Source organism: Delftia sp. Lp-1, assembly GCF_020523835.1.
GTDB classification, from domain to species: Bacteria; Pseudomonadota; Gammaproteobacteria; order Burkholderiales; family Burkholderiaceae_C; genus Comamonas; species Comamonas acidovorans.
Map to the genome: position 1 here is coordinate 472,906 of NZ_JAJALJ010000002.1, position 26,168 is coordinate 499,073.

The 26,168-nt window shown below is 68.4% G+C and carries 19 protein-coding genes and 1 tRNA gene; 4 read left to right on the forward strand and 16 right to left on the reverse strand.

Annotation, left to right across the window (positions count from 1 at the left end; all coding sequences use genetic code 11):
• Positions 1-19: 19 nt before the first annotated feature.
• Positions 20-4,921, reverse strand: coding sequence for a hypothetical protein (locus tag LGR64_RS18930; protein WP_230356593.1), 4,902 nt, complete (start codon positions 4,919-4,921; stop codon positions 20-22).
• Between the two features lie 478 nt (positions 4,922-5,399).
• On the opposite strand from LGR64_RS18930, the gene LGR64_RS18935 reads away from it, so the two are divergent.
• Positions 5,400-6,743, forward strand: a complete 1,344-nt coding sequence (locus LGR64_RS18935) for a L,D-transpeptidase Cds6 family protein (protein WP_230356595.1) — start codon at positions 5,400-5,402, stop codon at positions 6,741-6,743.
• On the forward strand, positions 6,743-8,257 hold the full coding sequence (locus LGR64_RS18940; RefSeq protein WP_230356596.1) for a L,D-transpeptidase family protein: 1,515 nt from the start codon (positions 6,743-6,745) through the stop codon (positions 8,255-8,257). The genes LGR64_RS18935 and LGR64_RS18940 overlap by 1 nt, the downstream gene beginning before the upstream one ends.
• Positions 8,258-8,328: 71 nt before the next feature.
• On the opposite strand, the gene LGR64_RS18945 is transcribed toward LGR64_RS18940, so the two are convergent.
• The 12 genes from LGR64_RS18945 to LGR64_RS19000 all read right to left on the reverse strand — a co-directional run bounded on the left by LGR64_RS18945 (position 8,329) and on the right by LGR64_RS19000 (position 20,309).
• Entirely contained in the window at positions 8,329-8,718 is a 390-nt protein-coding gene (locus LGR64_RS18945; RefSeq protein ID WP_013803741.1) for a hypothetical protein, read from the reverse strand.
• A gap of 128 nt (positions 8,719-8,846) precedes the next feature.
• Positions 8,847-9,923, reverse strand: coding sequence for a GntR family transcriptional regulator (locus LGR64_RS18950; RefSeq protein WP_230356598.1), 1,077 nt, complete (start codon positions 9,921-9,923; stop codon positions 8,847-8,849).
• A gap of 63 nt (positions 9,924-9,986) precedes the next feature.
• Complete coding sequence (locus tag LGR64_RS18955) at positions 9,987-11,177, reverse strand: ABC transporter substrate-binding protein (RefSeq protein WP_230356600.1); 1,191 nt, start codon at positions 11,175-11,177, stop codon at positions 9,987-9,989.
• Between the two features lie 23 nt (positions 11,178-11,200).
• Positions 11,201-12,295 (reverse strand): CobW family GTP-binding protein, encoded by a 1,095-nt coding sequence (locus LGR64_RS18960; protein WP_230356602.1) that lies wholly within the window; start codon positions 12,293-12,295, stop codon positions 11,201-11,203.
• Entirely contained in the window at positions 12,292-12,672 is a 381-nt protein-coding gene (locus LGR64_RS18965; protein ID WP_230356840.1) for a hypothetical protein, read from the reverse strand. The genes LGR64_RS18960 and LGR64_RS18965 overlap by 4 nt, the downstream gene beginning before the upstream one ends.
• A gap of 191 nt (positions 12,673-12,863) precedes the next feature.
• Entirely contained in the window at positions 12,864-13,622 is a 759-nt protein-coding gene (locus LGR64_RS18970; protein WP_230356604.1) for an SDR family NAD(P)-dependent oxidoreductase, read from the reverse strand.
• 11 nt (positions 13,623-13,633) lie between these two features.
• A complete protein-coding gene (locus LGR64_RS18975) occupies positions 13,634-14,410 on the reverse strand; it encodes an SDR family NAD(P)-dependent oxidoreductase (protein ID WP_230356606.1) in 777 nt (258 codons plus the stop codon).
• Between the two features lie 7 nt (positions 14,411-14,417).
• A complete protein-coding gene (locus LGR64_RS18980; protein WP_071954630.1) occupies positions 14,418-15,863 on the reverse strand; it encodes an MFS transporter in 1,446 nt (481 codons plus the stop codon).
• Between the two features lie 28 nt (positions 15,864-15,891).
• Entirely contained in the window at positions 15,892-16,767 is an 876-nt protein-coding gene (locus LGR64_RS18985) for a polysaccharide deacetylase family protein (RefSeq protein ID WP_096915532.1), read from the reverse strand.
• A gap of 1 nt (position 16,768) precedes the next feature.
• Positions 16,769-18,202, reverse strand: coding sequence for an amidase (locus tag LGR64_RS18990; RefSeq protein ID WP_230356607.1), 1,434 nt, complete (start codon positions 18,200-18,202; stop codon positions 16,769-16,771).
• A gap of 123 nt (positions 18,203-18,325) precedes the next feature.
• On the reverse strand, positions 18,326-19,108 hold the full coding sequence (locus LGR64_RS18995; protein ID WP_230356610.1) for a siderophore-interacting protein: 783 nt from the start codon (positions 19,106-19,108) through the stop codon (positions 18,326-18,328).
• Positions 19,101-20,309 carry an arabinose transporter gene (locus LGR64_RS19000; protein ID WP_230356612.1) on the reverse strand — a complete coding sequence of 403 codons (1,209 nt, stop codon included), beginning with the start codon at positions 20,307-20,309 and terminating at the stop codon, positions 19,101-19,103. The genes LGR64_RS18995 and LGR64_RS19000 overlap by 8 nt, the downstream gene beginning before the upstream one ends.
• Positions 20,310-20,369: 60 nt before the next feature.
• Here LGR64_RS19000 and LGR64_RS19005 point away from each other — a divergent pair, with 60 nt between their 5' ends.
• Together LGR64_RS19005 and LGR64_RS19010 are read left to right on the forward strand one after the other, a co-directional pair.
• Positions 20,370-21,029: a TetR/AcrR family transcriptional regulator gene (locus tag LGR64_RS19005; RefSeq protein ID WP_013803729.1), complete on the forward strand. Its 660-nt coding sequence runs from the start codon at positions 20,370-20,372 to the stop codon at positions 21,027-21,029.
• A 197-nt stretch (positions 21,030-21,226) separates the two neighbouring features.
• Positions 21,227-21,745 carry a hypothetical protein gene (locus tag LGR64_RS19010; RefSeq protein ID WP_216295386.1) on the forward strand — a complete coding sequence of 173 codons (519 nt, stop codon included), beginning with the start codon at positions 21,227-21,229 and terminating at the stop codon, positions 21,743-21,745.
• Positions 21,746-21,769: 24 nt separating this feature from the next.
• On the opposite strand, the gene LGR64_RS19015 is transcribed toward LGR64_RS19010, so the two are convergent.
• From LGR64_RS19015 to LGR64_RS19025, 3 genes are all read right to left on the reverse strand, one after another.
• Complete coding sequence (locus LGR64_RS19015; RefSeq protein ID WP_328511981.1) at positions 21,770-23,302, reverse strand: glycosyltransferase family 39 protein; 1,533 nt, start codon at positions 23,300-23,302, stop codon at positions 21,770-21,772.
• A gap of 307 nt (positions 23,303-23,609) precedes the next feature.
• Positions 23,610-23,697: transfer RNA gene (locus LGR64_RS19020), tRNA-Ser, on the reverse strand.
• 101 nt (positions 23,698-23,798) lie between these two features.
• Entirely contained in the window at positions 23,799-26,096 is a 2,298-nt protein-coding gene (locus tag LGR64_RS19025; protein ID WP_071954638.1) for an NADP-dependent malic enzyme, read from the reverse strand.
• Positions 26,097-26,168: the final 72 nt, after the last annotated feature.

A 26,168-nucleotide genomic window follows, 5' to 3' on the forward strand; every position in this document is an offset into this window, starting at 1 on the left:
CCGCAGGCGCCGCGGCCGCTCAGAGCAGGGTGTTGTGGTGCAGTTGCTGCGTCAGCACGCTGGCTGCTGCATCGGCCGTGCTGCTGGCATGGCTGCTGATGGAGGTGGCAATCGGATCCAGCTCGGCGACCGAGGCCGCTGCCGCGTGCGATGTGCCACCCAGCAGGCCACCGAGCAGCCCGCCGCCGGACGATCCCCCCAGCAGCCCGCCCAGCAGGCCGCCGCCGCTGCTGCCGCCACCCAGCAGGCCGCTGACGATGCCGTTGTTGCCGGCCACCGTGTTGACCACGCCGCTGACGATTCCGTTGTCGCCGGCCACGGTGTTGACCACGCCGCTGACGATTCCGTTGTCGCCGGCCACGGTGTTCACCAGCCCACTGACGACACCGTTGTCGCCGGCCACGGTGTTCACCAGCCCGCTGACGACACCGTTGTCACCCGCCACGGTGTTGACCACGCCGCTGACGATGCCGCTGCCACCGGCCACGGTGTCGAGCACGCCGCTGACGATGCCGTTGTTGCCTGCCACCGTGTCCAGCACGCCGCTGACGACGCCGTTGTCACCGGCCACGGTGTTGAGCACCCCGCCGACGATGCCGTTGTCGCCCGTCACGGTGTTCAGCAGGCCACCGACCAGGCCCGATCCGCCAGTGAGGCCCCCAGTGAGTCCGCCCGTGAGGCCACCCAGAAGGCCACCGTCACCGCCCAGCAGTCCGCCAACGATGCCGTTGTCGCCCACCACCGTGTCGAGCAGGCCGCCGACCAGGCCGGAGCCACCCATCAGACCGCCCGTCAGTCCGCCAACGATGCCGTTGTCGCCGACCACCGTATCGAGCAGGCCGCCGACCAGGCCGGAGCCGCCACCAAGGCCGCCCGTCAGTCCGCCCGTGAGGCCACCCAGCAGGCCGCCGTCACCGCCGACTACACCACCCAGCAGGCCGTCGCCTCCCGTCAGACCGGCCAGCACGCCGTTGACGGTGCCGATCACCGGCTGCAGTGCCTGGCCCTGGACCTGCGTCAGGCCGTTGGCCAGGTCCGTCACCACGCCCAGCGGGCCGCCGTTCACCTGGGTCACGCCTTCGACCAGGCCCGTGACCACGGACAGGGCGCCGGTGCCGGGGTTGATCACCGCATCCAGCACCTGGCCCACAGGCGCTCCGGCCGTGCCGCCGAGCAGGTCATCGACGGTGTTCTGCACCGTGGTGACCAGGCCTTCGCCGCTGCCTGTGCCGCCACCCGGAACCAGGCCGCCCAGCAGCCCGCCGACCAGGCCGTCCTCGCCGAGCACGCCACCCAGCAGGCCGCCGTCGCCGCCGAGCAGGCCGCCGACCAGGCCGTCGTCGCCGAGCACGCCACCCAGCAAGCCGCCGTCACCGCCGAGCAGGCCGCCGACCAGGCCGTCATCGCCAAGGACGCCACCCAGCAAGCCGCCGTCACCGCCGAGCAAGCCACCGACCAAGCCGTCGTCGCCAAGGACGCCGCCCAGCAGGCCGCCGTCACCGCCGAGCAGGCCGCCGACCAGGCCGTCGTCGCCAAGCACGCCGCCCAGCAGGCCGCCGTCACCGCCGAGCAAGCCGCCGACCAGGCCGTCGTCGCCGAGCACGCCACCCAGCAGGCCGCCGTCACCGCCGACCACACCACCCAGCAGGCCATCGCCGCCGGTCAGGCCGGCCAGCACGCCATTGACGGTGCCGATCACCGGCTGCAGTGCCTGGCCCGGGACCTGCGTCAGACCGTTGGCCAGGTCCGTCACCACACCCAGCGGACCGCCGTTGACCTGGGTCACGCCTTCCACCAGACCCGTGACCACGGACAGTGCGCCGGTGCCGGGGTCGATCAGCGCATCCAGTACCTGGCCCACAGGCGCTCCGGCCGTGCCGCCGAGCAGGTCGCCAACGGTGTCCTGCACCGTGGTGACAAGGCCGTCGCCGCTGCCTGTGCCGCCGCCCGGAACCAGGCCGCCCAGCAGGCCGCCGACCAGGCCGTCTTCGCCAAGCACGCCACCCAGCAGGCCACCGTCGCCGCCCAGCAGACCGCCGACCAGGCCATCATCGCCAAGTACGCCACCCAGCAAGCCTCCATCGCCGCCAAGGACACCGCCCAGCAGGCCACCGTCGCCACCCAGCAGACCGCCGACCAGGCCGTCATCGCCAAGCACGCCGCCCAGCAAGCCACCGTCGCCGCCGATCACGCCGCCCAGCAGGCCGCCGTCGCCACCCAACAGGCCGCTGACCAGCTCGCCAATGCCGCCTTCACCCAGGCCGCTGCCCAGGCCGGCAATCAGGCCGTTGAGGGTGCCGATCACCGGCTGCAGGGCCTGGCCGTCCACCTGGGTCAGGCCGTTGACCAGTTCGGTCAGCACGCCCAGGGGGCCGCCGTCCACGCTGGTCAGGCCTTCCAGCAGGCCGGTGACGACCGAGGCCGTTCCATCGGTGGGGTTGGTAAGCGCATCCAGCAGTTGGCCCACAGGGGCTGCGACGGTGCCGCCGAGCAGGCCGTCCACCACGTCCTGGACCGTGGTGACCAGGCCGTCGCCGCTACCGCCGCCCGTGCCGCCGGGGATCAGGCCGCCCAGCAGGCCGTCCACCAGCTCGCCGATGCCGCCCTCGCCCAGGCCGTTGCCCAGGCCGGCAATCAGGCCGTTGAGGGTGCCGATCACCGGCTGCAGGGCCTGGCCGTCCACCTGGGTCAGGCCATTGACCAGTTCGGTCAGCACGCCCAGGGGCCCGCCGTCCACGCTGGTCAGGCCTTCCAGCAGGCCGGTCACGACCGAGGCCGTGCCATCGGTGGGATTGGCCAGCGCATCCAGCAGTTGGCCCACAGGGGCTGCGACGGTGCCGCCGAGCAGGCCGTCCACCACATCCTGCACAGTGGTGACCAGGCCTTCACCCGTGCCGCCGCCCGTGCCGCCACCGGGCACCAGGCCGCCCAGCAGGCTGCCGACCAGTCCGCCCAGGCCATCTTCGCCCAGGCCGTTGCCCAGACCGGCGATCAGCTCGTTGAGCGTGCCGATCACCGGGGCCAGGCCTTCGCCGTCCACCTGGGTGAGGCCGTTGACCAGCTCGGTCAGCACGCCCAGCGGGCCGCCCTCCACATTGGTCAGGTTCTCCAGCGCGCCGGTCACGGTGGACAGCAGTCCGTCCGTGGGATTGGTCAGCGCATCGAGCAACTGGCCCACGGGGGCCGCCACCGTGCCGCCCAGCAGGCCGTCCACGACGTCCTGCACGGAGGTGACCACGCCGCTGTCAGGCGTGCCGGGAGGATTGCCCGTTCCGCCGCCCACCAGGCCGCCCAGCAGTCCGCCCACGCCGGCCAGCAGGCCGCCCAGCGCACCGTCTTCGTCGAGCAGACCGCCCAGCACGTTGTCCACTACCGTGCCGATGGAGCCGCCGGAACCCGCTTCGTCCAGGCCCTTGAGCAGCTCATTGAGCGTGCTGATCAGGGGCTCCAGGCCCTGATTCTGGATGTTGACCAGGCCGTCCACCAGCTCGGTCAGCACGCCCAGCGGCCCGCCATTGGTGCTGGTCAAGCTCTCCAGCAGGCCTGTCACCCCGGACAGCGTGCCGCTGCCGGGATTGACCAGCGTATCGATCAGGTTGCCCACCGGGCCTGCCACCGTGCCGCCCGACAGCGCACCCACCACGTCCTGCACCGAGGTGATCAGGCCATGGCCGTCCGTGGGATCCGTCGGATTGGTGGGGTCCGTGGGATTGGTCGGGTTGGTCGGGTTCGTCGGATCCGTGGGATTGGTGGGGTTGGTCGGGTTCGTAGGATCCGTGGGGTTGGTCGGATTGGTGGGGTTCGTGGGATTGGTCGGGTTCGTAGGATCCGTGGGGTTGGTCGGATTGGTGGGGTTCGTGGGGTTGGTTGGGTTCGTGGGATCCGTGGGGTTGGTCGGATTGGTGGGGTTCGTGGGATTGGTCGGGTTCGTGGGATCCGTGGGGTTGGTCGGATTGGTCGGGTTCGTAGGGTTGGTCGGGTTCGTGGGATCCGTGGGGTTGGTCGGATTGGTGGGGTTCGTAGGGTTGGTTGGGTTCGTGGGATCCGTGGGATTGGTCGGATTCGTAGGATTGGTCGGATTCGTGGGATCCGTGGGGTTGGTCGGATTGGTCGGGTTCGTTGGGTTTGTTGGATTGGTGGGGTTGGTCGGGTTCGTAGGATCCGTGGGATTGGTCGGATTCGTAGGATTGGTCGGATTTGTCGGGTTCGTGGGATTGGTCGGATTCGTGGGGTCCGTCGGATTGGTCGGATTGGTGGGGTTTGTCGGGTTCGTGGGGTTGGTCGGATTCGTGGGATCCGTCGGATTCGTCGGGTTGGTGGGGTCGGTCGGGCGCGGGGGCGCCGGATCGTCGTCGCTGCTGTTGGCTGCTGCGATCAGGCCCACGCCGCCCGCGCCGATCAGGCCGGCCAGCAGGAAGTCGCTGAGCACGGAGCCACCGGCTGCGGCCGCGGCGCTTTCCTTGGTGACGATCAGGCCCAGGGCGTCGCCGTCATTGGCGGGTGCCACCTGGACGTTGCCAGAGGCCAGGTCCAGCACCATGGCCCCGGCGCCGTCGCCGTCGCGCTGGGTCAGCGTGGCCTGCGTGCCGCCCTCGAAGGTGCCGACCAGGGTCTGGCCGTCCTTGCCCTGGAACAGCGCCTTGGCGCTGCCGTCGGCGGGCACGATGATCTTGTCGCCCACCTGCAGCGCGCTGCCGGGCTGGGCCATCAGGGTTTCTCCGTTGCGCACGATCTGCACGCCCGGGCTGACCTGGGACATCGTGGCGGGGCCGGCGCCCCGGGGCATGAGCACCGCAGCCGCGCCGGGCTGCGTGTTCGATGTGCCCAGCTGTGCAAGCACAACGGTGGAGGGCTGCTGGTCAGCAAACTGCACGGGGCTGACGGTGGTGTTGCCAGTGGGCTGCATCGATTGGGCGGTCATTTGCTCTCTCCAGACAAGGGTTGAAACGACAAGGTCAGACGGTGGCTTGGAAGCCGTGAAATCTGTCGAGCCCTTTTGTGCAACATGCATGCCATGTGCCGGTGGCAGGTCTGGATGGCCTAGGAATCTTCCTAAGATATTGATTTGTATGGTTTTTGTTATTGATCACAATGTCTCAGCAACGGTCTGTTACGGCACACGTTACGTAACGCCGCCCGGTCCGCTCCGTTACCTCGGAGCAGGCTTTGCGCCGTGTTTCATGGCCCTTGTCTCAAGGACCCATGCAGCGGGGCAAGGTGGCTTTCGCCTATAAAATCGCTGGCTTTTGGCTGCAGGCGCATATCGGCGTGTGCAAGAAGCCCAAAAGCGAACAGGCCCGTCTTCCAACTTTCATTGCGTAGAGAGCGCCCATATGCTGATTTCGTCCAGAGTTCCGTCGCGAGTGCCGGGTCGTACCTATTTGCGGATAGCCCGACCTGTGGCCATTGCCGCCTTCAGCCTGGGGGCCGCTTTGTGCGGGGCGTTTGCCCATGCGTCGCAGGAGGCGGTGGACGAGGTCTCCCGGCTGCTGGAGCAGGGCAAGGCGCCCCAGGCCGCCAAGCAGGCCGAGGCCTACCTCAAGCAGAACCCGGCCGATGTGCAGATGCGCTTTCTGCAGGGCGTGATCGCCGCGGAGCAGCGCCAGAACGCCCAGGCCATCAAGATCTTCACGGCGCTGACCCGTGATTACCCCAGCCTGCCCGAGCCCTACAACAACCTGGCCGTGCTCTACGCCGCCGAGGGCCAGGAGCGCAAGGCCTCGGAAGTGCTGGAGCAGGCCATTCGTACCAACCCCAGCTACGCCACGGCGCATGAGAACCTGGGCGACCTGTATGCGCGCATGGCCAGCGATGCCTATGCCAAGGCCTTGCAACTGGACGGCTCGCGCCAGGCCATCCAGCCCAAGCTGGCCCTGATCACGCAGATCTTCCCCAAGCAGGGCGGCGCCCAGGTCAAGACGGCCCAGGCCACGGCCACAGCGACGGCCGCCTCGACCAAGGTGGCCGATGCCAAGGCAGCCCAGGCCCGCGAAGCCGACGCCAAGCTGGCCGAGACCCGCGCCGCCGAAGCCAAGGCCGCAGAGGCCAAGGCTGCTGAATTCAAGGCCGCTGAAGTGAAGGCCGCCGATGCCAAGGCCGCCCAGGCCAAGGCGGCGGAAGCCAAGGCAGCAGAAGCCAAGGCTGCCGAGGCCAAGGCTGCAGAAGCCAAGCTGGCCCAGGCCAAGGCGGCGGAAGCCAAGGCGGCAGAGGCCAAGCTGGCCCAGGAAAAGGCAGCTCAGGCAGCTCAGGCCGCACAGGACAAGGCCCGCGCGGCCGAGGAAGCCAGGCAGGCAGCGGCCAAGGCCGCTGCTCCGGCCACCGCAGCAGCCGCCACCGCCGTGGCCGCCGCCGAGCCTGCCAAGGCAGCGCCTGCCGTCGATGAGAAGAAGGCCGCACAATCGGCTGCCGCGCAGGAAGTGGAAGCCGCCGTCAAGGCCTGGTCCACCGCATGGGCCGGCCAGGACATGGACCGCTACCTGGACGCCTACAGCGACCACTTCTCCCCGGCCGATGGCAGCAGCCTGGCCAAGTGGAAGGAACAGCGCCGCCAGCGCATCGTTGGCCGCACCGCCATCGTCGTCAATGTGCGCGACCTGAAGGTGACCGTGGATGGCGACAAGGCCACGGCCCAGTTCCGCCAGTACTACGCATCGGGCGCGCTCAAGACCACTACCCGCAAGACCCTGCGCATGCAGCGCGAAAAGGGACAATGGCGCATCACCCATGAAGGAACCGGCTCCTGATGCCTGAAAAAGCGCGTCCCCTGGCACTGCCACCCACCGGCCTGCTGCGCCTGCATGCGCGGGCCGCCGGGGTGGCCGTGCTGCTGGTCGCGCTGTCCGCGGTGTCCTTCAGCCCGGCAGCCCATGCCAGGCAGGCCAAGGCCAAGGCCTCCAAAACGGCAGCTGCCAAGCCTGTCTCCTCCAAGCCTGCCTCCGGCAAGGCGGGCGCAGCCAGGCTGCGCGCGGCATCGGGCAAGCCCGCCCTGGCCGCCGCTGCGGTGGCCACGGCGGGCGGTGCCGCTGCCGTGGCAGCCACCCATGCCAAGGCAGCCGCCCCCGCACAGCAAAGCCAGGCGGAGGCCCGCCTGCTGGCCATCATCCGCCAGGTGGAGCAGCGGGATCTGGACGGCGCGCTGAAGGCCGCCGGCGATCTCACCGCCGAGGTTCCCAATTTCCGCGCAGCCCAGCTGGTGTATGCCGACCTGCTGCGCTTCAAGACCGGCCGTGCCGGCGAGGTGCTGGCGGGCACGCCCGTCGCCGCCTCCTCCGCTCCCGGCCATCCGGGCCAGGGCGTGCTGGTGCGGCACAACCTGTCCGTGGGCAGTGTCGCGCGGCTGGAAGGCCCGGCCAGTCCCACGCAGGCCCAGCTGCAGGATCTGCAAAACGAACTCAAGCGCCGCCTGCAGGCCGACAGCGGCGCGCCGCCTGCGGGCTCCGTTCCCGGCGAGTTCCTGATGCTGGGCGCGTCGGTGCGGCATGCGATTGCCATCGACGCCAGCAAGTCACGGCTGTACCTGTTCGCCCATGAGGCGGGCGGGCTGCGGCTGGTGGGGGATTTCTATGTCTCCGTGGGCAAGCTGGGCACGGACAAATGGCAGGAAGGCGACCAGCGCACGCCGCTGGGCATCTACTTCGTGGGCCGCCACATCCCCGGACCCCGGCTGCCGGAGTTCTATGGCAAGGGCGCGCTCACGGTCAACTTTCCCAACGACTGGGACAAGGCCGTCGGCCGATCGGGCAGCGGCATCTGGCTGCATGGCTCGCCGCCCGACCAGTTCTCGCGCGCGCCCGAGGCCAGCGATGGCTGCCTGGTGCTGGCCAACCCCGATCTCACTTTGCTCATGCAGACCGTGGACCGGCAGACGCCGGTGCTGATCCGCGAAAAGCTGCAGTGGGTGGCCCCCAAGGCCCAGGCCCAGCAGAAGGCGGCAGATGCCTTTGTGCGTGTCGTCGAGGAATGGAAGAGCGCCTGGGACGGGGCCGACCCGCGCAAGCTGGCCGCGCTCTACGCGCCGGACCTGCTGCAGTCGCCCGCCTCGCGCGCATCGCAGGAGCGGCTGGCCGCCTACCTGAACCGCCCCGGCGTGACGCTGCAGGACCTGTCCATCTATTCCTGGAAAGATGCCAAGGGAGAGATCCGCGTGGTCAACCTGCGCGCCAGCAGCAAGTCCTTCGCCGAGGGCCTGCCGCTGCGCCAGTACTGGCGCAAGACGGGCGGGCGCTGGCAGCTCTTTTCCGAAGACGTGATGGGCTGAATCGGGCCGAGTCCGGTTGCTCCCGATTGCGCTCGATAGCGCCCGATAGCGTCAGGCGGGGCCCGGCCGGCTCAGGTGGTCTCGTTCTTGCGGTTGCTGTCGAACCGGCGCTCCGCATCGAACAGATGCTGTATCAGCACATGCGAGGTCATGTTCACGCCGATCCCGCCAATCATGGCCGGCAGCAGGTACAGCGCCGTGGACAGCTCCGAGACGAAGATGGCGTTGTCCGACAGCGACGGCGTCTGCCGGGCCGCCGATGCCAGGCTTTGCAGCAGGTAGACATCCACCCCCGCCATGGCCACCAGGGCCAGCCCGAACAGCAGCACCGTGGTGCGCGAGATGCTGCGCTTGGCCAGCAGGGCCGCGTAGATGGCGCAGGGAAGAACGACCGAGAAAACCACCAGGCTCCAGAATCTGGCTTCGGTGAAGACGGTGGTGCTGATGCGCAAGGCGTTCATCGGTGCGGTCCTTTGGGCGCCCAATATGCCGTGCTTGCGTAAACGCCCGGTGAACGGCAGGCAAACCAGCGGTTCCACATGCAACCAGCCGCGCCGGCCAGCGGCAGCCGACTGCAGCAATCACAAGATCAGGCCTGGCGCACCAGGTAGGCGGGCAGCTGCGTCTCAGGCAGCACGGCCAGCACCTTGAGCTGCAGCTGGGCGCGCTTGCGCGCCTGGGCCAGATAGTCCTGCAGCGCCTGTGCGGCCCGCTCGTACTCCCCCTCCCACAAGGCATCGACGATCTGCCGGCAGTTCTCGGTCAGCGGCGGGTTGGGCGATTGCGGAAACATGCGGCAGAAGGTGCTGTGGATCAGCCAGGGCATCTGGCACTGCTGCAGCATGCCCACCAGCTTGTCGTTGGGATGCCGGGCCAGGAAGTCGCCATGCAGGTGCTGCTCGACTCGTTGTTCCAGGCGCTGTTCCAGGCGCAATGTTTCCTGCGTGTCCGGAACACCTGGCGCCGTCGCGCCTTGCAGGCCGTGGCGCAGGCTGGCGAGCATGTCCCTGTCCAGGCGCGGCCCGCTTTCGCGCAGCGCTGCGGGCGCCAGCAAGGCGAGCAGCTCGAAGTCCTGATTCACCGCGCGTGCCGTCAGCGCGGCAACACGCCAGGCGGCGTAGGTGCTTTTCTCCACCAGCCCTCTATCTACCAGCCGGCTCAGCACCTCGCGCAGGGCCACGCGGTTGACGTTGAAGTGGTCCATGGCGGCGCTCTCATCGATCTGAAAGCGCCCGAAGATCATGGCGATGGAGATGGACTGCTCCAGCTCGTCGTGGATGCGCTCGCTTTCCGATGGAATGTGGATCGTGGCCTGGCCCGCCTCCAGGCCCAGGGCCTGCGCGTCCAGCGTCAGGCGCTGGGGCTGCACGGCCTGCCCGGGCCGGGCGACCAGGTAGCCGCGTCCGTCGAAGGTGCTCAGCAGCCCTTCGGCATGCAGCAGCTCGAAGGCCTTGCGCACGGGAATGCGGCTGGTGCCGAAGACCTTGGCCACCGGCCCCTCCAGCAGCACCAGGCCGGGCGCCACCCGCTGCTCGACGATGGCCTGGCGCAGGCGCTGGCGTATCAGTTCATAGCGCAGCCGGCGCTCGGAATCGCCAGATTCGCCGCTCTCGCCGGTCTCTTCGTCCCGCGCGGTCTGCGTGGATGCTTGTATGGCTCTTCTCATTCCTGCTTCATCTGCGTGTGCGTGTGCGTGTGCCGCCGCCGGCGGGGCCGTCATCGGGCAGGACTATAAGGCGCGCGCACGGCGCAGCAGCATGGCCCACTGGCGCACCAGGTAGTTGTGCTCGTCCATGACGGTGTTCCAGACGGCGATGCGGCCCAGGCGCTGCTCGTAGGAGCCGCCGTCGCGCACGCTGCCGCGCGGGATCACGAGCTGGCCGTCGGTGCCCTGCAGGTCTTCGGCGGCGGGCAGGCCGGCGTACCAGTAGTCCCATTCGCTGGCGCTCAGGTGCTCGCGCGTGCGCAGCGGGTTGGAGATGTAGTAGCCCTGCCGCGCCATCGCGGCACCGGGCCAGCCGGATTGCCACCAGTTCAGGTAGCGGTAGGCGGCGTCCAGCGTGTCGCCCCTGGCCTGGCTGGAGATGCCCAGGCCGCCGTACCAGGCGCGGTAGCCTTCGCGCGGACAGGCCAGCCGGTAGTCCAGCCCCGCCGCGCGGTAGTGGCCCATGGCCGGCGACCAGTGGCTCTGGATGGCAACGCCTGCATCGATCATCAGCCGTGCCGCATCGGCGTAGTTGCCCCAGAAGCCCCTGAACTGCTCGGACTCCTGCCGCTGCAGCAGCACGGCCATCATCCGGTCGATTTCCTCCAGCCCCAGGTTGCTGATGTCGCCGAAACGCATGTCGCCGCTGGCCTGCAGGGCAAGGGCCGCGTCCAGCGCGCCGATGGCGGCATCGGCCTGCAGCGCAGCGCGCCCTCGGCAGGCGGGGGAGACCAGCCAGGACCAGCTTTCCTCGGCCTGGTCGAACAGCGCGGGCAGGGCGGCGGGCAGGTAGACAAAGCTGTCGACGTTGTGCGTGAGCGGCAGCATGGAGATATGCGCGCTGGGCACATCGCTGACGCTGCCATCGGCCTGCACATACAGGCGCGTGACAGGATTGCAGCCCGCGCCAAAGGCCGCCTGCGGCGTGATGCGGCCGGTGCGGGGCAGGGCGTTGACCTCGTCCCAACAGGTCAGGCGCGCCGTGTCGATGGGCTGCAGGGTGCCGGTGGGCCACAGGAAATCCACGCTGTGGAACCACTGGTCGTACAGGTCGAAGCTGTCCTGGCGCATCACGGCCTGGCGCTGGGCGTCGAAGCCGTCCAGCACCTCGAAATGGATGCGTATGCCCAGGTCCTGCTGCGCACGCTGGCGCAGGGCTTCGGTCAGCGTCACCGAGGTGCCGAGGACACGCAGTTCGGGATCGTTCTTGCGCATGTTGCGGTCCTTGCCGTGGAGGTTCACGCAGTGTGGGGTGAGGGGCTTGCCGGGGTCTGGCTGCCATTGTCCTGCGAGTGGAGGCGGTAGAACGATTGGAACGATTGCCAGGAGGCCCTGACCTGCTGCTCATCGAGCCCGGCCGTGATGAAGACCAGGCGGGAGCGCCTGTCCTTGCCCGGCCACTCGGGCAAATGCTCGGGGGCGTGCATGAGATGGCCCATGCCGTGCAGCGCCGTGGGCTGCCCCTGCGGCCAGCCATCCGCGGCCACGGCCACCAGTCCCTTCAGGCGCAGTAGCCGGTCGCCATGGCGGTGCAGCAGCATGGTCAGCCACAGGGTGAGCACGCACCAGTCCACCGGGCTGTCAAGTTCCAGGCAGAACGCCTGGGCGCCTGCGTGCAGACCCTGGCCCTGGCCCTGGCCCGTGCGGCCGCGCGGCGTGCCGGCAATGGCGCGTGCCAGCCAATCGGTTTGCAGAGCATGGGATTCCTGCATCTGCCAGGCAGGCGGTACCGCTGCGCCAGGGCCGCAGGTGACGATGCTGGCCAGGGGATTGATCTGCGCCAGTTGCGCACGCTGTGCCTCGGCCTGCTGTGGCGTGGCCAGGTCGGTCTTGCTCAGGTACAGCCGGTCGGCCGCCGCGACCTGGGCCAGCCATTCGGGGCGCCGGGACTGCTGCCACGGGGCATGCAGCGCATCGACCACGGTGGAGATGAAGGCCGGCCTGAAGATCTGGCGCAGCTGCGCATCGCCGATCAGGGTGGCGATCACAGGGCCGGGCGCGGCCAGCCCCGTGGTCTCCACCAGCACCCTTTGAAAAGGCGGCAGCTCGCCGCGCAGGCGGCGCTGGTGCAGGCGCCACAAAGCGTCCTTGAGTTCGCCGCGTATGGCGCAGCAGACGCAGCCGTTGTCCAGCAGCACCGTGTCGGCGTCTATGCGGCCCACCAGCAGATGGTCCAGCCCCACGGCCCCGAATTCGTTGATGAGCACCGCAGTCTCGCCCGCGGGCGAGTCCTGCAGCCACTGCCTGAGCAGCGTGGTCTTGCCGCTGCCCAGAAAGCCCGTGAGCACGCCTACGGGCAGCCGCTCGCTGTGGTGGTCCGTCAGGCCGTTCATGGCGCCTGCTCCCTGTGTTCCTGTGCTGGTGCACGCCCTTGTGACCGCACTTGTGCCTGCCCTTGTGCCTGCCCTTGTGCCTGCCCTTGTGCCTGCCCTTGTGCCTGCGCCGGCTGCCACGGCATGGCCAGCGGATCCAGGGCTCGGCCCAGCATCTGCTCGGCGGCGGGCCACAGCGCACCGAAATCGGCAATCAGCACGCTGGCCCCCGTGGGGCCGGCCAGCACATAGGACTGGCCATGGAAGTCGCTGAGCCGCAGCCGCCACAGCGCCAGCAGCCGGTTGGCGCGCGCAATCTGAATCAGCCGCTGGCGTCGCCCGGCCGATCCGGCCGGCGCCTGGCTCCAGTGGCCGGAGGCCTGCAGCAAACCGCACATTCCACACATGACAGAAACCCTTTCGGTTGCGAATGGAGCCGCCTGCGAAACTGGCGCAGCCAAAGAGCAGAGACACCGAGGAAGGGCCTATGCCGGCCGCGCCGCCCCGCACCGAGGGTGTCGCCGGCTGCCCGTACGCCCCCCTCCGAAGAGAGGGGGAAGGCGCGAAGCGACTCAGGGGGTGCTTCTTTTCACGGCATGACATCGCCGGAGTTGGGGCCCAGCGTCTGTCCCACATACAGATTGCCACCGGGATCGGAGGCCAGCAGCACGGCCGTGGGCGCCACCTCGTCGGCGCGGCCGAAGCGGCCCAGCGGCAGGCTGGCCTCCTTGGCGCGCTTCCAGTCCGCGCTGATGCCATCGACCAGCGGCGTGGCGATGGGGCCGGGGGCAATGGCGTTGACCAGGACGTTGTCGGGTGCCACTTCCAGCGCCAGCGACTTGGTGAAGCCGATCACGCCGGCCTTGGCCGCCGCATAGTGGCTCAGTTCCACGCCGCCCTTGATGCCCAGCTGCGAGGCGATGTTGATGATGCGGCCCCAGCGCTGCGCCCGCATGTGCGGCACCGCGCGCCGCGCGCACAGGAAGACGCTGCGCAGGTCCACGCGCAGCATCTCGTCCCACATCGCGGTGGACATGTCGGCGCAGCGCGACTGGGTGAGCATGCCGGCGTTGTTCACCAGGATGTCGATGCCGCCGAAGGCCTGCACGCAGCGGTCGATGATGCGGTGGGCCGTGGACTCGTCGCCCACGTCGCCGATGACGGTTTCGGCCTGCGCGCCCAGCGCGCGGCAGCGCCGGGCCACACTGTCGGCGCGGGCGGCATCGATGTCGGCCAGCAACAGCTGCGCGCCGGCCTGCGCATAGGCCAGGGCGATGGCCTCGCCGATGCCGCTGCCGGCGCCTGTCACGACGGCGCGGCGGCCGTCCAGGGGCTTGGAGGTGTTCATGTCGGATGTCCTCAACTGGGCCAGCGCACGGTCAGGCCGCCGTCGGCAATGATGGATTGGCCGGTGATGTAGGAAGCCTCGTCGCTGGTCAGGAAGCGAATCAGGGCGGCGATTTCGCGGGCCTGCCCCACGCGTCCCAGCGGGATGCCCCTGGCCGCCTGTGCCAGGCCCTCCGGCCCCAGCGAGTTGACCGGGTCCAGCGATTGCGGCGTCTCGATCAGGCCCGGAATCACGGCATTGCAGCGTATGCCGCGCGGTGCCAGCTCCATGGCCACGGCGCGGCACAGCCCGGGCACGCCTGCCTTGGCGGCCGCATAGTGGGCATGCTGCTCCCAGCCGTAGACGCCGCCTGCAATGGAGGAGACGGCCACCATGGCCCCGCCTGCAGCCATGTGGCGCGCACTGGCCCGGAAGGTGCGCATCACGCCGCCCAGGTCGATGTTGATGACCTCCAGCCACTGCGCATCGCTCATCTCGACCAGGGCCGCCTGGCGCAGCAAACCCGCATTGGCGACGGCGAAGTCCAGCCGGCCGAAGCGGTCCACGGCGACCCGGGCCAGGTGCTCGACCTGTTCGGCATCGCCCACATCGACCGCCTCCATGACGCACCGCCCGCCCGCGCGTTCGACGAGTTCCAGGGTCTGGCCGGTATCGTGCGGATCCCGGGGGTAGTAGCTGCCGGCCACGGCAATGCCTGCCTGTGCATAGGCCACGGCCAGTGCCTGGCCGATGCCGCTGGCGGCGCCCGTGACGAGGGCCACCTTGTTGCTGGGGGTGTCCGGGTTCATGTCGGCCTCACTTCACGGTCTCGGGATCGACATGAGGTGCCAGAAACATCAGCAGGCCCGAGGCCGCGCAGGGAATGGCGCCCCAGTACAGCGCCGCCTGCACCCAGTCCGAGCCTTGCGACAGCGTCCAGGTCACGCCAAAGCCTGCCGCGATGGCGCCCACCTGGCCCATGGCGTTGACGAAGGAGCTGGCCGTGGCACGGATGTGGCTGGGAAAGCTCTCGCCGATCAGGAACAGGGCGGCTGCATAGGGGCCGATCAGGAAGAACAGCCCCAGCGAGTACAGCGGCACGATGCGCCAGAAGTCGCCCGAGGGCGCGTTCAGCATGAGCGCGAAAGCCAGGCCACCCAGCATCCAGCCGATGGCCACGGCGTTGCGCCGGCCTATGCGGTCACCGAGCCAGCCATGGAAGACATAGCCAAGGAAGCCCGCAAGATTGGAGATGATGAGCACCTGCAGCGCGCTGGAGAAATCCACGCCCTTGCCCGGCGTGCCGCCCGCGCCGCCCAGCACCGAGGTGCCCAGCACCGCGAAGATCACGATGGCGAACCAGTTCAGGAAAAAGCCCAGGGCCAGCGACAGCGTGGGACGCAGCGAGGCACCGCGGAACATGGCCGACAGGCCGGTGTGCTGCTCCTGCTGTGGGCTGGCGCCATGCTCCTGAGCCAGGCGCATGGCCTCTGCCTCGCGCCCGGCGCGGCGCAGATCGGCCACGCGCCGCGCGGTCAGGAACTGGGGCGTTTCCACCAGCCGGCGGCCCAGCACGGCGATCACCAGGGCCGGGAACATGGCGAACACGAAGGACAGCGCCCAGCCGCCGCCCTGGCCGAACCAGCGCTCGCCCAGCGGATACAGCAGGGCCACCAGCACGGCGGTGAGCACGGCGCCCACGGGCCAGCCGCCCTGCACCAGCGAGTAGATGAAGCCACGCCGCCGCAGCGAGGCCGGGTCGGTATAGACCAGGGAGAACAGCTCGCTCAGGTAGGTGGCGTTGATGCTTTGCTCGGCATAGCCCAGGCCCGCCAGCGAGCGCACCACGATCAGCAGCACGAAGCCCAGGCCCGCCGACAGGCCGATCACCCAGCCGGCCAGCGCCGTCAGGCCCGAGCACAGCGCGGCGCCCGCCACGGCGATGATGATGCCCTTGCGCCGCCCCAGCCGGTCGGCGATGGGGCCGATGGCAAAGGCCACGATCACCGTGCCCAGCGTCACCCAGGTGTTCAGCCGCGCCTGCTGCTCGGCGCTCCATTGGAAGTGCTCGCCCAGTTGCGGCAGCAGGGTGCCGAAGAGGATGAAGTCGTAGACGGCAAAGACCCAGGCGAAAAAGCAGACCCAGGTGGCGTAGCTGACCTGCCTGCGCGTCACGGTGGGCGCGGTCCAGGGGGCATCGATCCCGGCCGGGGCCGGATGGCCGGCGCCTGGGGCGTCGGAGGCAATGGCGGAGGTATTCATGGTGTCCTCGCTGAGTTGGGATGCGGCATCAACGCGGCTGGCGGCGCAGGAAGTCGTCGGCGATCTGGTCGCACGTCATGAAGCGCACGCCCTCATGCGACTGGAAATGCTCGATCAGGCGCTCCAGCATCAGCAGCACCTGGGGCCGGCCGGAGACATCGGGGTGGATCGTGATGGGGAAGACCGCGTAGTCGTGCTCGCGGTAGACCCAGTCGAACTGGTCGCGCCACATCTGCTCTATGTCGCGCGGGTTGACGAAGCCGTGGCTGTTGGGCGACTTCTTGATGAACATCATGGGCGGCAGGTCGTCCAGATACCAGTTGGCGGGGATCTCGACCAGCCGTGTCTCCTTGCCGCGCACAAGGGGTTTCATCCAGGTGTCCGGATGCTTGCTGTAGTCGATGCGGGTCCACTGGTCGCCCACGCGCACGTAGTACGGGTGGAAGTCGTTGTGCATCAGGCTGTGGTCGTACTTGATGCCTTTCTTGAGCAGCAGCTCGTTGGTGACCGGGCTGAATTCCCACCACGGAGCGACGTAGCCCGTGGGCGCGCGGCCGGCCAGCCGCGTGATGACTTCGATGCTGCGGTCCAGCACGGCCTCTTCCTGCTCGGGCGTCATGGCAATCGGGTTCTCATGGCTGTAGCCGTGGATGCCGATTTCGTGGCCCGCGTCCACCACGGCCTTCATCTGCTCGGGAAAGGTCTCGGCAGAGTGGCCCGGAATGAACCAGGTGGTCTTCAGGCCGTATTTGTTGAACAGCTTGAGCAGCCGCAGCGAGCCGACCTCGCCCGCGAACATGCCGCGCGAGATGTCGTCGGGCGAGTCCTCCCCGCCATACGAACCGAGCCAGCCGCCGACGGCATCGACGTCCACGCCAAACGTGATCTGGATTTCCTTGCTCATGTCATGCACTCCTATCAATGGGAACGGTGGAGGGGGAAAGAACCTGTTCGACGCTCAGCGCAATGCGCAGCAGCCGGTCGTCATCGCCCCGGGGGCGCATGAGCTGCAGGCCCGTGGGCAGAAACGCAGGCCTGCCGTCCAGGCCGGGAATGCGCTGCACGCCGCTGGGCAGGGCCACGGCCGGCGTGTCCAGGTAGCTGCCGGGCATGGTCAGCCGCAGCGTGGCGAGGTTGGTTTCGGCAAACAGCCTGTCGTCGTCCAGCAGCGGCAGCAGCAGGGGTGCGGTGTGGCCCGTGGTGGGCAGCACCAGGGTGGCATCGCCCAGCTCCTGCGCGAACAAGGCCATCAGTGGTGCGCGCTGGGCGATCAATGTCCGGTAGCTGTCAGGACTCAGATGCCTGGCCGCCTCCAGGCGCTGGCGCACGCGCGGGTCCATGCGTGCGGCCTGATCGGCATCGTCCAGGCGTGCGCGGTGGGTGGCAAAGGCTTCATGGGCGCCCAGCCAGCCATGGCGCCGTGTCAGCGTCCGTACGGCGCGCAGGCTGCGCAGCGTGCGGCGCTCCACGCGGGCACCCCGGGTCTCCAGCAAGGCCAGGGAGGACAGGAGGTTGTTGCGCACGGGAGCTTGCACGCGGTCGTCATCCAGCATGCTGAGGTCCGTGCAGAACACCTGATTGCGCAGGTCCGCGGCGGGGGATGCGTTGGCATGGCCGTCGTCGGTCAGCCCGCGCAGCACGCGGTCCAGCGCCATGCAGTCGCCCACGCTCAGGGCCAGCGGCCCCAGCGTGTCCAGGGACGGCGCCAGCGCAAACACGCCCTGCAGGCAATAGCGCCCCCTGCTGGCGCGATAGCCCACCAGCCCGTTGAAGGCGGCGGGAATGCGCACGGACCCCGCCGTGTCCGTGCCCATGGCCAGCGGCCCGCACCCCAGGGCCACGGCCAGCGCAGCGCCGCTGGACGAGCCCCCGGGCGCCCGGTCGTGGCCTCCCTCATGTGCAAACACCGGCGTGCCGAAGCAGGGATTGAGCCCCAGGCCCGAGTAGGCGAACTCACTGAGATTGGTCTTACCCAGGCAGACCATGCCGGCCGCTGCGGCACGTGCCACCACGGTGGCGTCGGCCCGGGCTGGCGCGGCCGACTGCAGCAGGGCCGAGGCCGCCGTGGTCGGCGTGCCGCGCACGTCGAACAAGTCCTTCCAGCTGATGGGGACACCGTCCAGCGGCCCCAGCGGCCGGCCCGCGCGCCAGCGCTCGGTGGATTGCCGGGCCTCCTCGAGCGCGCGGTCCGCCGTGATGCACGTGAACACGGACTGGCTTGCGCAGGCAACCCGCAGGCAGTGCTCGGTGGCTTGCATGGGGGTCAGCGTGCCGGCTGCATACGCCGCATGCAGTTCGGAGGCCGAGGGAGGCGCCGTCTGGCAGCCATTGGTTTTCATTGAATTTGAATGTTGATGTCAAAGTTCATTTTTTGATTCTAGTGAGCGCCTGCATCCCGCGTCCGGGTGGTTACCCGGGGGATGTAGCGCTGTTGATGGGTGGAGAAAGCTGCGTGCGCGGCCCTAGCGACCCTGGCGATCCTTGTGGTCCGCCTCGCCGGATTTCCAGTAGCCCTTGGTGCTCAGCTGCGAGCGGGCGATGCCACGGTCCAGGAAATGCATCTTCAACGTGCGCATGGCGCCGGACTCGCCAGCCATCCACAGATAGCCGATGCCCAGCGGCAGCGGCCGGTACATGAGCCGCTGGCACAGCCTCTGGCCGGGCTGGCCTGGCGCAGCGGTGATCCACTCGGTGCGCCAGTTGGCGGCGCTGTCCATGGGTTGGCATTCGCCGTCGTCGACGATTTCCACATAGGCCTTGACCCGGGCGGAGGCCGGCAGACTCGCGGCGATGGACTGCATGGCCGGAAGGGCCGATGCATCGCCTGCCAGCATCATCCAATCGGTGTCGGCTGGTGGAGCGAAGCCGCCACTGCGCGGGCCGGCAATGGCCACCTGCTCGCCCACGCGGACCTGGGCGGCCCAGCGGGACGCGGGGCCGTCGCCGCCAGCGGAGGTGTTGTTCTGATGGTTGGCATTGAACGCATCGCCATGCAGTACCAGGTCAATGTCCAGCGTGCCGGCCTGGCGGTCCACGCTGCGCAGCGTATAGGCCCGGCCTTCGCCGGACGGCAGGAACAGCTTGACCCAGGCGGCGGGCGCATCCGCGGCGGGCGCTCGCGAGAAGGCGGAAATCTGCTCGCCGCCCAGCGTGATGCGGCGCATGCGCGGGGTGATGGACTGCACGTTCACCACGGTGCCCAGGGCGCGCTGCGTGCCGGCGGGGGTGTGAATCGGCTCAGCCATGAGTGGCTCCCCGGGCTGCGTTCACGCGCAGCAGCAGGGCCACGGCAATGGACAGGGCCACGCTCACGGCGGCGGCGAAGTACACATCTCCCACGCCGGTGACGCTGGCCAGCAGCCCGGCGGCGGGAGCCGTCAATCCCATGGACAGGTCGAAGAAGGCCACATAGGCGCCCATGGCCGCACCGCGCGCCTGGGGTGGCGCACGGCGGACGGCTTCCACGCCGAAGGCCGGGAAGGCCAGCGAATAGCCGAAGCCGGTGAGTGCGGCTCCCGCATAGGCCCAGGCCGCATCGCCGCCGCCCCAGATCAGCAGCAGGCCCGCCGCCTCCAGCGGAATGCTGGCCAGCGCCACCCGCACGCCGCCCAGCCTGTCAGGCAGATGGCCGAAGAACAAACGCGCCCCGATGAAGGCCAGGCCGAAGGCCGTGAAGGCCAGCGAGGCCGCGCCCCACCCGCGCGACGCGAACAGCAGCGCCGCAAAAGTGGTGATCACGCCAAAGCCCGCGCTGGACAGGGCCAGCCCCAGGCCGGGCAGCCACACCGTGCCCAGCACCTTGTAGAACGGTGTGCGGCGCTGGGCCGCAGCCGGCGTGGCGCGCAGGCCCCAGACCATGGCCAGGGCGGCCAGCGGCAGCACGATGGTGGCCACGGCAATGCCCGAGAAGCCCCAGACGGCCTGCACTGCCACGCCGGCCGGCGCGCCCGCCGCATAGGCGCCGTACATGGCAATGCCCACCCAGGCCATCACCTTGCCGGCATGTTGCGGGCCGATCATTGCCATGCCCCAGCTCAGGGCGCCGGTGATGATCAGGCTCTCGGCGCAGCCCAGCATCACGCGGCCCGCGGCCAGCACCCAGACTGCGGCCTGTCCGCCCTCGAATGCGCGGGACATCAGGTAGGCCACGCCCGAAGCGGCGGCCAGCAACATACCCAGCACCACGGCACGCCTGGCGCCGCGCGTGTCGGCCAGAGAGCCGGCCCAGGCCCGCGACAGCAGGGCCGCCGCGAACTGGCAGCCCATCACCGTACCCACGCCCAGCGTGCCCAGTCCCAGGGTCTGGCTCAGGTGCAGGGGCAGCACGGGCATGGGCATGCCCAGGCAGAGAAAGCTGACGAAGACCGCCAGCGTCAGCGGCAGCAGCCGCGCGAATGCGTTCACCGGCGGCGACGCGGCCGCAGATGGCGAAATTCCGGAAGACATGTGCATTCCCTTTCAAATACGAGTAAAAACTCAGGTCACATGTCCAGGAGAATATGAGCCATGGCTCGCATTGAAAACTCGCATTCGCAGGCGGCGCAGCGGCAGCCGCCCCAGCCCCGCAAGCAGCCACGGCAGGCGCGTTCCCTTGCCACGGTCGAGGCCATTCTGGAGGCCGCGGCTCGCGTTCTTGCAGAACGCGGCTACGCCGCCACCAACACCAATCTGGTGGCCGAGCGCGCAGGTGTGAGCGTGGGTTCGCTCTACCAGTACTTTCCCAACAAGGACTCGCTGATCACGGCCTTGCACGAGCGCCACGCGGCGCAGATGTACGCGGCCATTGCCGCCGTGCTTGCGGCAGAGCGGCCGCAGGGCCTGCAAGGCCATGTGCAGGCCATGGTCCGCGCGCTGCTGGCGGCGCACCGGGTCGAGCCCGATCTGCACCGGGTGCTGGAAAAGGAGTTCCCCTTCTTCGACGCGCCGCGCGAGCAAAGCGCGGCGGACGGCGGCATCTTCCGCCAGGTGCGCCAGCTCCTGGAGCTGCACCGCAGTCAGCTCGCCCACCGCGATCTGGACCTGGCCACCTGGATGCTGCTGCAGACCATGGAGTCCCTGGTGCATGCCGCCGTCATCGATCCGCCTGCCATGTTCACCCCCCAGGCCCTGGAGGATGGCATCGTGCAGGTGCTGATGGGGTATCTGCGAGCGCCTGCCCTGGGCTGAGGATGCAAGGCGCGAGTTGGCCGCCAGGTCCTCAGGGCGCGAAAGCCTCTTCAGCCCCGAAGGCAGGCTGCCCGCAAATATGACCCGGATTCTGCTGTCTTCCTCCGGCGCAAGAAAAAGCACGGAGCCAATGAGCCAGATATCGCCATCTGCTCAGAAAATCCCCAAGCCCTGATCTGAAAACACACTGCACGCCCATGCCCAAAAAGTCCTACAGCGAGTACCTGCTCGAACAGTATCCCGAGCTGCACGGGCTGTTCCCTTATTACGAATCGCTTGGTATGACCGAGCCCGTACTATGGGCTCTGAGCGAAAGCCGCGGAGAGCCCACCGTGGCAATGGCGGCACTGGTTCACGGGTTGTGCAGCGAGGTGGCGGCCGCCGGAGACAGCCGCTGGCTGGAGCAGTTGCACCAAGGAGATCTGAACGTCAACGAAGGCCCGTTGCTCAGCGATGCGCAGCAGGCGCTGGGCCGCCTGCGCGCGTTGGGCATTACCGACGACTTGCTTATGCCCCTTGTGCGCGCGGCACAGGTGCAGGCGGTCAACAACATCGCAGCCATGATCGACATGGGGCCGCAGATCTCCTGTCTGCCTTTGCCGCAAGGCAGGCAAGCGCACTGGCAGTTGTTCGATGTGGACGTCGAAGACGGCGAAACCCCGGGCAAGGGTTTGAGCGGCTTTGCCATCGATGTGCGGCACGTGCTGGTTCGCTAGTGCCGGGCCCAGCCATCACAGTGTTCAGCTTGGGACGCAGCTGCCCGCATCTTCCTCCGGCAGGGTGACACGCCAGAAGAGGGATGGAAATCCTTCTCCCACCGGCTGATGGCCGGGCGGCTGCGATGCCGCCAGCTGCAGGTGCAGCACGCCGCAGGCATCCACCATGTGCTGGGAAATCCAGGGGCTGATGTCCATGCGCCCATCGATCAGCACCAGGGGCTTTTCGCGCAGCTTCAGGGCCAAGGCCTTGGCCTCGGCCGTGGGGCCTGCGATCACGCGGATATCGCCGCCCAGCGCTTCGCGCGCGGGTTCGGCAAGCGCCTGGCTCAAGGCCTTTGAATCGAAGTTTCTCCAGTGCCGGCTGTTAAGCCGCAGTTCACTGCGCGCCGAGGTCATCTGGGCCACGAGCAGCAAGGCCAGTTGAAGCGCCACGAAGCACTTGATGGCGGTGGTGATCGATATGCGCGACGGGTGCAGCCTGGCACCGGCCAGCTCCATGGCGACGGGAACGGCCAGCAGTAGAAAGGGCGTGCCCCAGTGCAGCTGCAGCGACGAGCCCGCAAAGATGCCGATGGCGCAGGTCAGCACGATGGGCGTGAGGCCAAAGCACAGGATCAGCGCGCGCGATGCATCGGCTGTCCCGGGACGCTGCGGTGTGTCCTGCGGCGCAAGGCGGCTGCGGCGGTGCAGGGCCATCACCAGTCCCAGCAGCACCCAGGCGAGCAATGCACGGTTGAGCAGCTGGTCGGCCAGCCAGTGCAGCGTATTGAGCAGTCTTGCGCCGCCGCCCAGGCTGGCGCCCAGCGAGGATTCGGTGGCATAGCGGATGGGGCCGAAGTCGTTCAGGAAAAGCCAGTACAGGTGCGGCGAGATGATGGCCAGCGAGATGGCTGCCGCCAGCACCAGGCCGATCATGTGGACCCGCTCGCGCCAGGCGCCTGACGCCAGCCAGAACAGGAATACCGCCACGGCGGCCAGGATCATCTGGTACTTGGCCAGTGCGCCCAACCCCAGGCAGCAGCCCAGGGCGGCCCACCAGCGCAGCTGCCTGCTGCCCACCGCACGCCACACCAGCAGGGCGCTGGCCACGAAGAAGGGCATCAGCACCACTTCATGGTTGAAGAAGTGCATCCGCTCGTTGTAGTAGGTGATGCACATGGCCGCCAACAGGGCCAGCGTGGCGTAGCGGCTGCCGCGCAAGTCGTTCAGCAGCCTCCAGAAAAGGAACAGGCCCGCCAGCGTGAAAAGCGCGCCGGTGGCGTAGCTGGTGCGCGCAGACAGGCCGAACAGATGGACCGGCACCGAAAGCAGCCAGGTCGGCAGGGGCGGATGCTTGTAGTAGCCCCATTCCAGGCTGTGCACCCAGGTCAGCTGTTCGAGGTTGTCCTTGGGTGCCGTGAGGCTGGAGCTGTCGATCTGCAGCAGCCAGGCCACGGCAAAGACCAGCAGGCCGATGGCGATCTTGAGTGCGAGTGAAAGCGACGGAGCGGCCAGGGCCAGCGGAGCGCTTCGCGTGATCGCGCTCGCTGCTTGAGAGGGGACGGGATGGGTCATAGGAAATGCCTGCGGCGATGACAAGTGCGCTGGCACAGGGGGAATTCCCAGGAAGGCGGTCGAACGGGAGCTTCAGCGTTGGCTACGGACTCTTGGCTTACGCGAGCGCTAGAAGCCCGGCAGCTTATGTCTGCTTGGTTAATCCAATGTAAAGACTATGTGAAGAATGTGTGGAGGCCGTTGCCTGCGGGCTCACGGCGGGCTGCATGGCTGCAGCCGGGGGCAGGGCGCTGGTTGAACCTGCCTGGCGCGCGATGGACAAGAAAAAAGCGCCTGGGCAGGCGCTTTGTTTCTGATCATCTGGATCTGGCGGAGGCTGTGAGATTCGAACTCACGGACGGTTGCCCGTCGGCAGTTTTCAAGACTGCTGGTTTAAACCACTCACCCAAACCTCCGAAGCTGCGTATTCTAGCCGGGCTTATGCCGCTCCTGCCGGGGCAGGGGGCGTAAAAAAAACGCCCCTGTGAAGGGGCGCCTTTTTTGGGTGCGGCGCGGATCAGCCGCGGGCAGCGATGGCCTGGGCTGCGGCCAGGGCCGTCATGTTGACCACGCGGCGCACGGTGGCGGAGGGGGTCAGCACGTGTGCTGCGGCGGCGCCGCCCAGCAGGATGGGGCCGATGGTCGTGCCGTGGCCGCCCGTGGTCTTGAGCACGTTGAACAGGATGTTCGCGGCATCGAGGTTGGGGCAGATGAGCACGTTGGCCTCGCCGTGCAGCGAGGACTCGAGCAGGGCGCGGTCGCGGATGGCTTCGGACAGGGCGGAGTCGCCGTGCATCTCGCCATCGCATTCCACGTCGGGGTTGGCGGCGGCGAACAGGTCGCGCGCGGCGCGCATCTTCAGCGCCGAGGGGCGGCTGGACGAGCCGTAGTTGCTGTGCGACAGGAAGGCCACCTTGGGCGGCAGGCCGAAGCGGGCCACTTCCTCGGCCGCCAGGCGGGCGATGTCGGCCAGCTCGGTGGCGTTGGGCGCCTCGTTGATGTAGGTGTCGGCGATGAACAGCGTGCCGCTGTCCAGCATCACGGCGTTGACGGTGGCGAACTCGCCGGCGCCTTGCTTGAGGCCGAGCACGTCGCGCACATGGGCCAGGTGGCTGTCGAACTTGCCGACCAGGCCGCAGAGCATGGCGTCGGCATCGCCCAGGTGGACCATGAGCGCTGCGATCAGCGTGTTGGAGCGGCGCACGGCGGCCTTGGCGGTCTCGGGCGTGACGCCGTTGCGGCCCATCAGGCGGTGGTAGGTTTCCCAGTACTGGCGGAAGCGCGGATCGTCCTCGGGGTTGCAGATCTCCACGTCCTTGCCCAGCACCAGGCGCAGGCCGGCCTTGGCGATGCGGGCCTCGATCACGGCGGGGCGGCCGATCAGGATGGGCTTGGCCAGGCCGTCATCGACAGCCACCTGGGCGGCGCGCAGCACGCGCTCGTCTTCGCCTTCGGCATAGGCCACGCGCTGCTGGTTGGCCTTGGCAGCGGCGAACACCGGACGCATGAACATGCTGGTCTGGTAGACGAAGCGGGTCAGGCTCTCGCGGTAGGCGTCGTAGTCGGCGATGGGGCGGGTGGCCACGCCGGACTCTTCGGCAGCCTTGGCCACGGCCGGCGCGATGCGCAGGATCAGGCGGGTGTCGAAGGGCGTGGGGATCAGGTAGTCGGGGCCGAACTTCAGCTCCTTGCCCTGGTAGGCGGCGGCGACTTCATCGCTGACGTCCTGCTTGGCCAGTGCGGCGATTTCGCGCACGCAGGCCAGCTTCATGGCTTCGGTGATCTTGGTAGCGCCGCAGTCCAGCGCGCCACGGAAGATGTAGGGGAAGCACAGGACGTTGTTGACCTGGTTGGGGTAGTCCGAACGGCCCGTGGCCATGATGCAGTCCGGGCGCACGGCCTTGGCCAGCTCGGGGCGGATCTCGGGTTCGGGGTTGGCCAGGGCCAGGATGATGGGCTTGTCGGCCATGGTCTTGACCATGTCGGCAGTGAGCACGCCGGGAGCCGAGCAGCCCAGGAAGACGTCGGCGTCCTTGACGGCATCGGCCAGGGTGCGGGCGTCCGTCTTTTGCGCGTACTGGGCCTTGGAGGCATCCAGGCCACCGGGGCGGCCTTCGTAGATCACGCCCTTGGAGTCGCACATGAAGACGTTTTCGCGCTTGACGCCCAGGCCCACCATCACGTTCACGCAGGCGATGGCGGCGGCGCCGGCGCCGGAGACGGCGATCTTGACGTTGCCGATCTGCTTGTCCACCAGCTCCAGCCCGTTGAGCAGGGCGGCGCTGGAGATGATGGCCGTGCCGTGCTGGTCGTCATGGAACACGGGGATGTTCATGCGCTTGGACAGCTCCTGCTCGATGTAGAAGCACTCGGGCGCCTTGATGTCCTCGAGGTTGATGCCGCCCAGCGTGGGTTCGAGCGAGGCAATGATGTCGATCAGCTTGTCCGGATCGCGCTCGGCCAGTTCGATGTCGAACACGTCGACGCCGGCGAACTTCTTGAACAGGCAGCCCTTGCCTTCCATCACCGGTTTGCCGGCCAGCGGGCCGATGTCACCCAGGCCCAGCACGGCAGTGCCGTTGGTGATGACGCCGACCAGGTTGCCGCGTGCCGTGTATTCGGCGGCCAGCGAGGGGTCGGCCTGGATGTCCAGGCAGGGGTAGGCCACGCCGGGCGAATAGGCCAGCGACAGGTCGCGCTGGTTGGACAAGGGCTTGGTGGGCGTGACAGAGATCTTGCCCTTGTTGGGGCTGCGATGGTATTCGCGGGCTGCGTCGCGCAGGGCTTGTTCGGCGTTGGACAGGTTTTGGGTCATACAGGAATTCTCTGCAAATGCTCTCGGAGCTTACCGGATAGCTACAGCCTATGAGGGTCAGGACAGTTTTGC

Bases quoted from the DNA above. Each gene is read 5' to 3' on its own strand.
- LGR64_RS19000 (WP_230356612.1), bottom strand. From the start codon at position 20,309: ATGTCTTCCGGAATTTCGCCATCTGCGGCCGCGTCGCCGCCGGTGAAC.
- LGR64_RS18965 (WP_230356840.1), bottom strand. From the start codon at position 12,672: ATGTGCGGTTTGCTGCAGGCCTCCGGCCACTGGAGCCAGGCGCCGGCC.
- LGR64_RS18940 (WP_230356596.1), top strand. From the start codon at position 6,743: ATGCCTGAAAAAGCGCGTCCCCTGGCACTGCCACCCACCGGCCTGCTG.
- LGR64_RS19015 (WP_328511981.1), bottom strand. From the start codon at position 23,302: ATGACCCATCCCGTCCCCTCTCAAGCAGCGAGCGCGATCACGCGAAGC.
- LGR64_RS19005 (WP_013803729.1), top strand. From the start codon at position 20,370: ATGGCTCGCATTGAAAACTCGCATTCGCAGGCGGCGCAGCGGCAGCCG.
- LGR64_RS18960 (WP_230356602.1), bottom strand. From the start codon at position 12,295: ATGAACGGCCTGACGGACCACCACAGCGAGCGGCTGCCCGTAGGCGTG.
- LGR64_RS18970 (WP_230356604.1), bottom strand. From the start codon at position 13,622: ATGAACACCTCCAAGCCCCTGGACGGCCGCCGCGCCGTCGTGACAGGC.
- LGR64_RS18975 (WP_230356606.1), bottom strand. From the start codon at position 14,410: ATGAACCCGGACACCCCCAGCAACAAGGTGGCCCTCGTCACGGGCGCC.
- LGR64_RS18985 (WP_096915532.1), bottom strand. From the start codon at position 16,767: ATGAGCAAGGAAATCCAGATCACGTTTGGCGTGGACGTCGATGCCGTC.
- LGR64_RS18930 (WP_230356593.1), bottom strand. From the start codon at position 4,921: ATGACCGCCCAATCGATGCAGCCCACTGGCAACACCACCGTCAGCCCC.
- LGR64_RS18955 (WP_230356600.1), bottom strand. From the start codon at position 11,177: ATGCGCAAGAACGATCCCGAACTGCGTGTCCTCGGCACCTCGGTGACG.
- LGR64_RS18945 (WP_013803741.1), bottom strand. From the start codon at position 8,718: ATGAACGCCTTGCGCATCAGCACCACCGTCTTCACCGAAGCCAGATTC.
- LGR64_RS19010 (WP_216295386.1), top strand. From the start codon at position 21,227: ATGCCCAAAAAGTCCTACAGCGAGTACCTGCTCGAACAGTATCCCGAG.
- LGR64_RS18995 (WP_230356610.1), bottom strand. From the start codon at position 19,108: ATGGCTGAGCCGATTCACACCCCCGCCGGCACGCAGCGCGCCCTGGGC.
- LGR64_RS18980 (WP_071954630.1), bottom strand. From the start codon at position 15,863: ATGAATACCTCCGCCATTGCCTCCGACGCCCCAGGCGCCGGCCATCCG.
- LGR64_RS18990 (WP_230356607.1), bottom strand. From the start codon at position 18,202: ATGAAAACCAATGGCTGCCAGACGGCGCCTCCCTCGGCCTCCGAACTG.
- LGR64_RS19025 (WP_071954638.1), bottom strand. From the start codon at position 26,096: ATGACCCAAAACCTGTCCAACGCCGAACAAGCCCTGCGCGACGCAGCC.
- LGR64_RS18950 (WP_230356598.1), bottom strand. From the start codon at position 9,923: ATGAGAAGAGCCATACAAGCATCCACGCAGACCGCGCGGGACGAAGAG.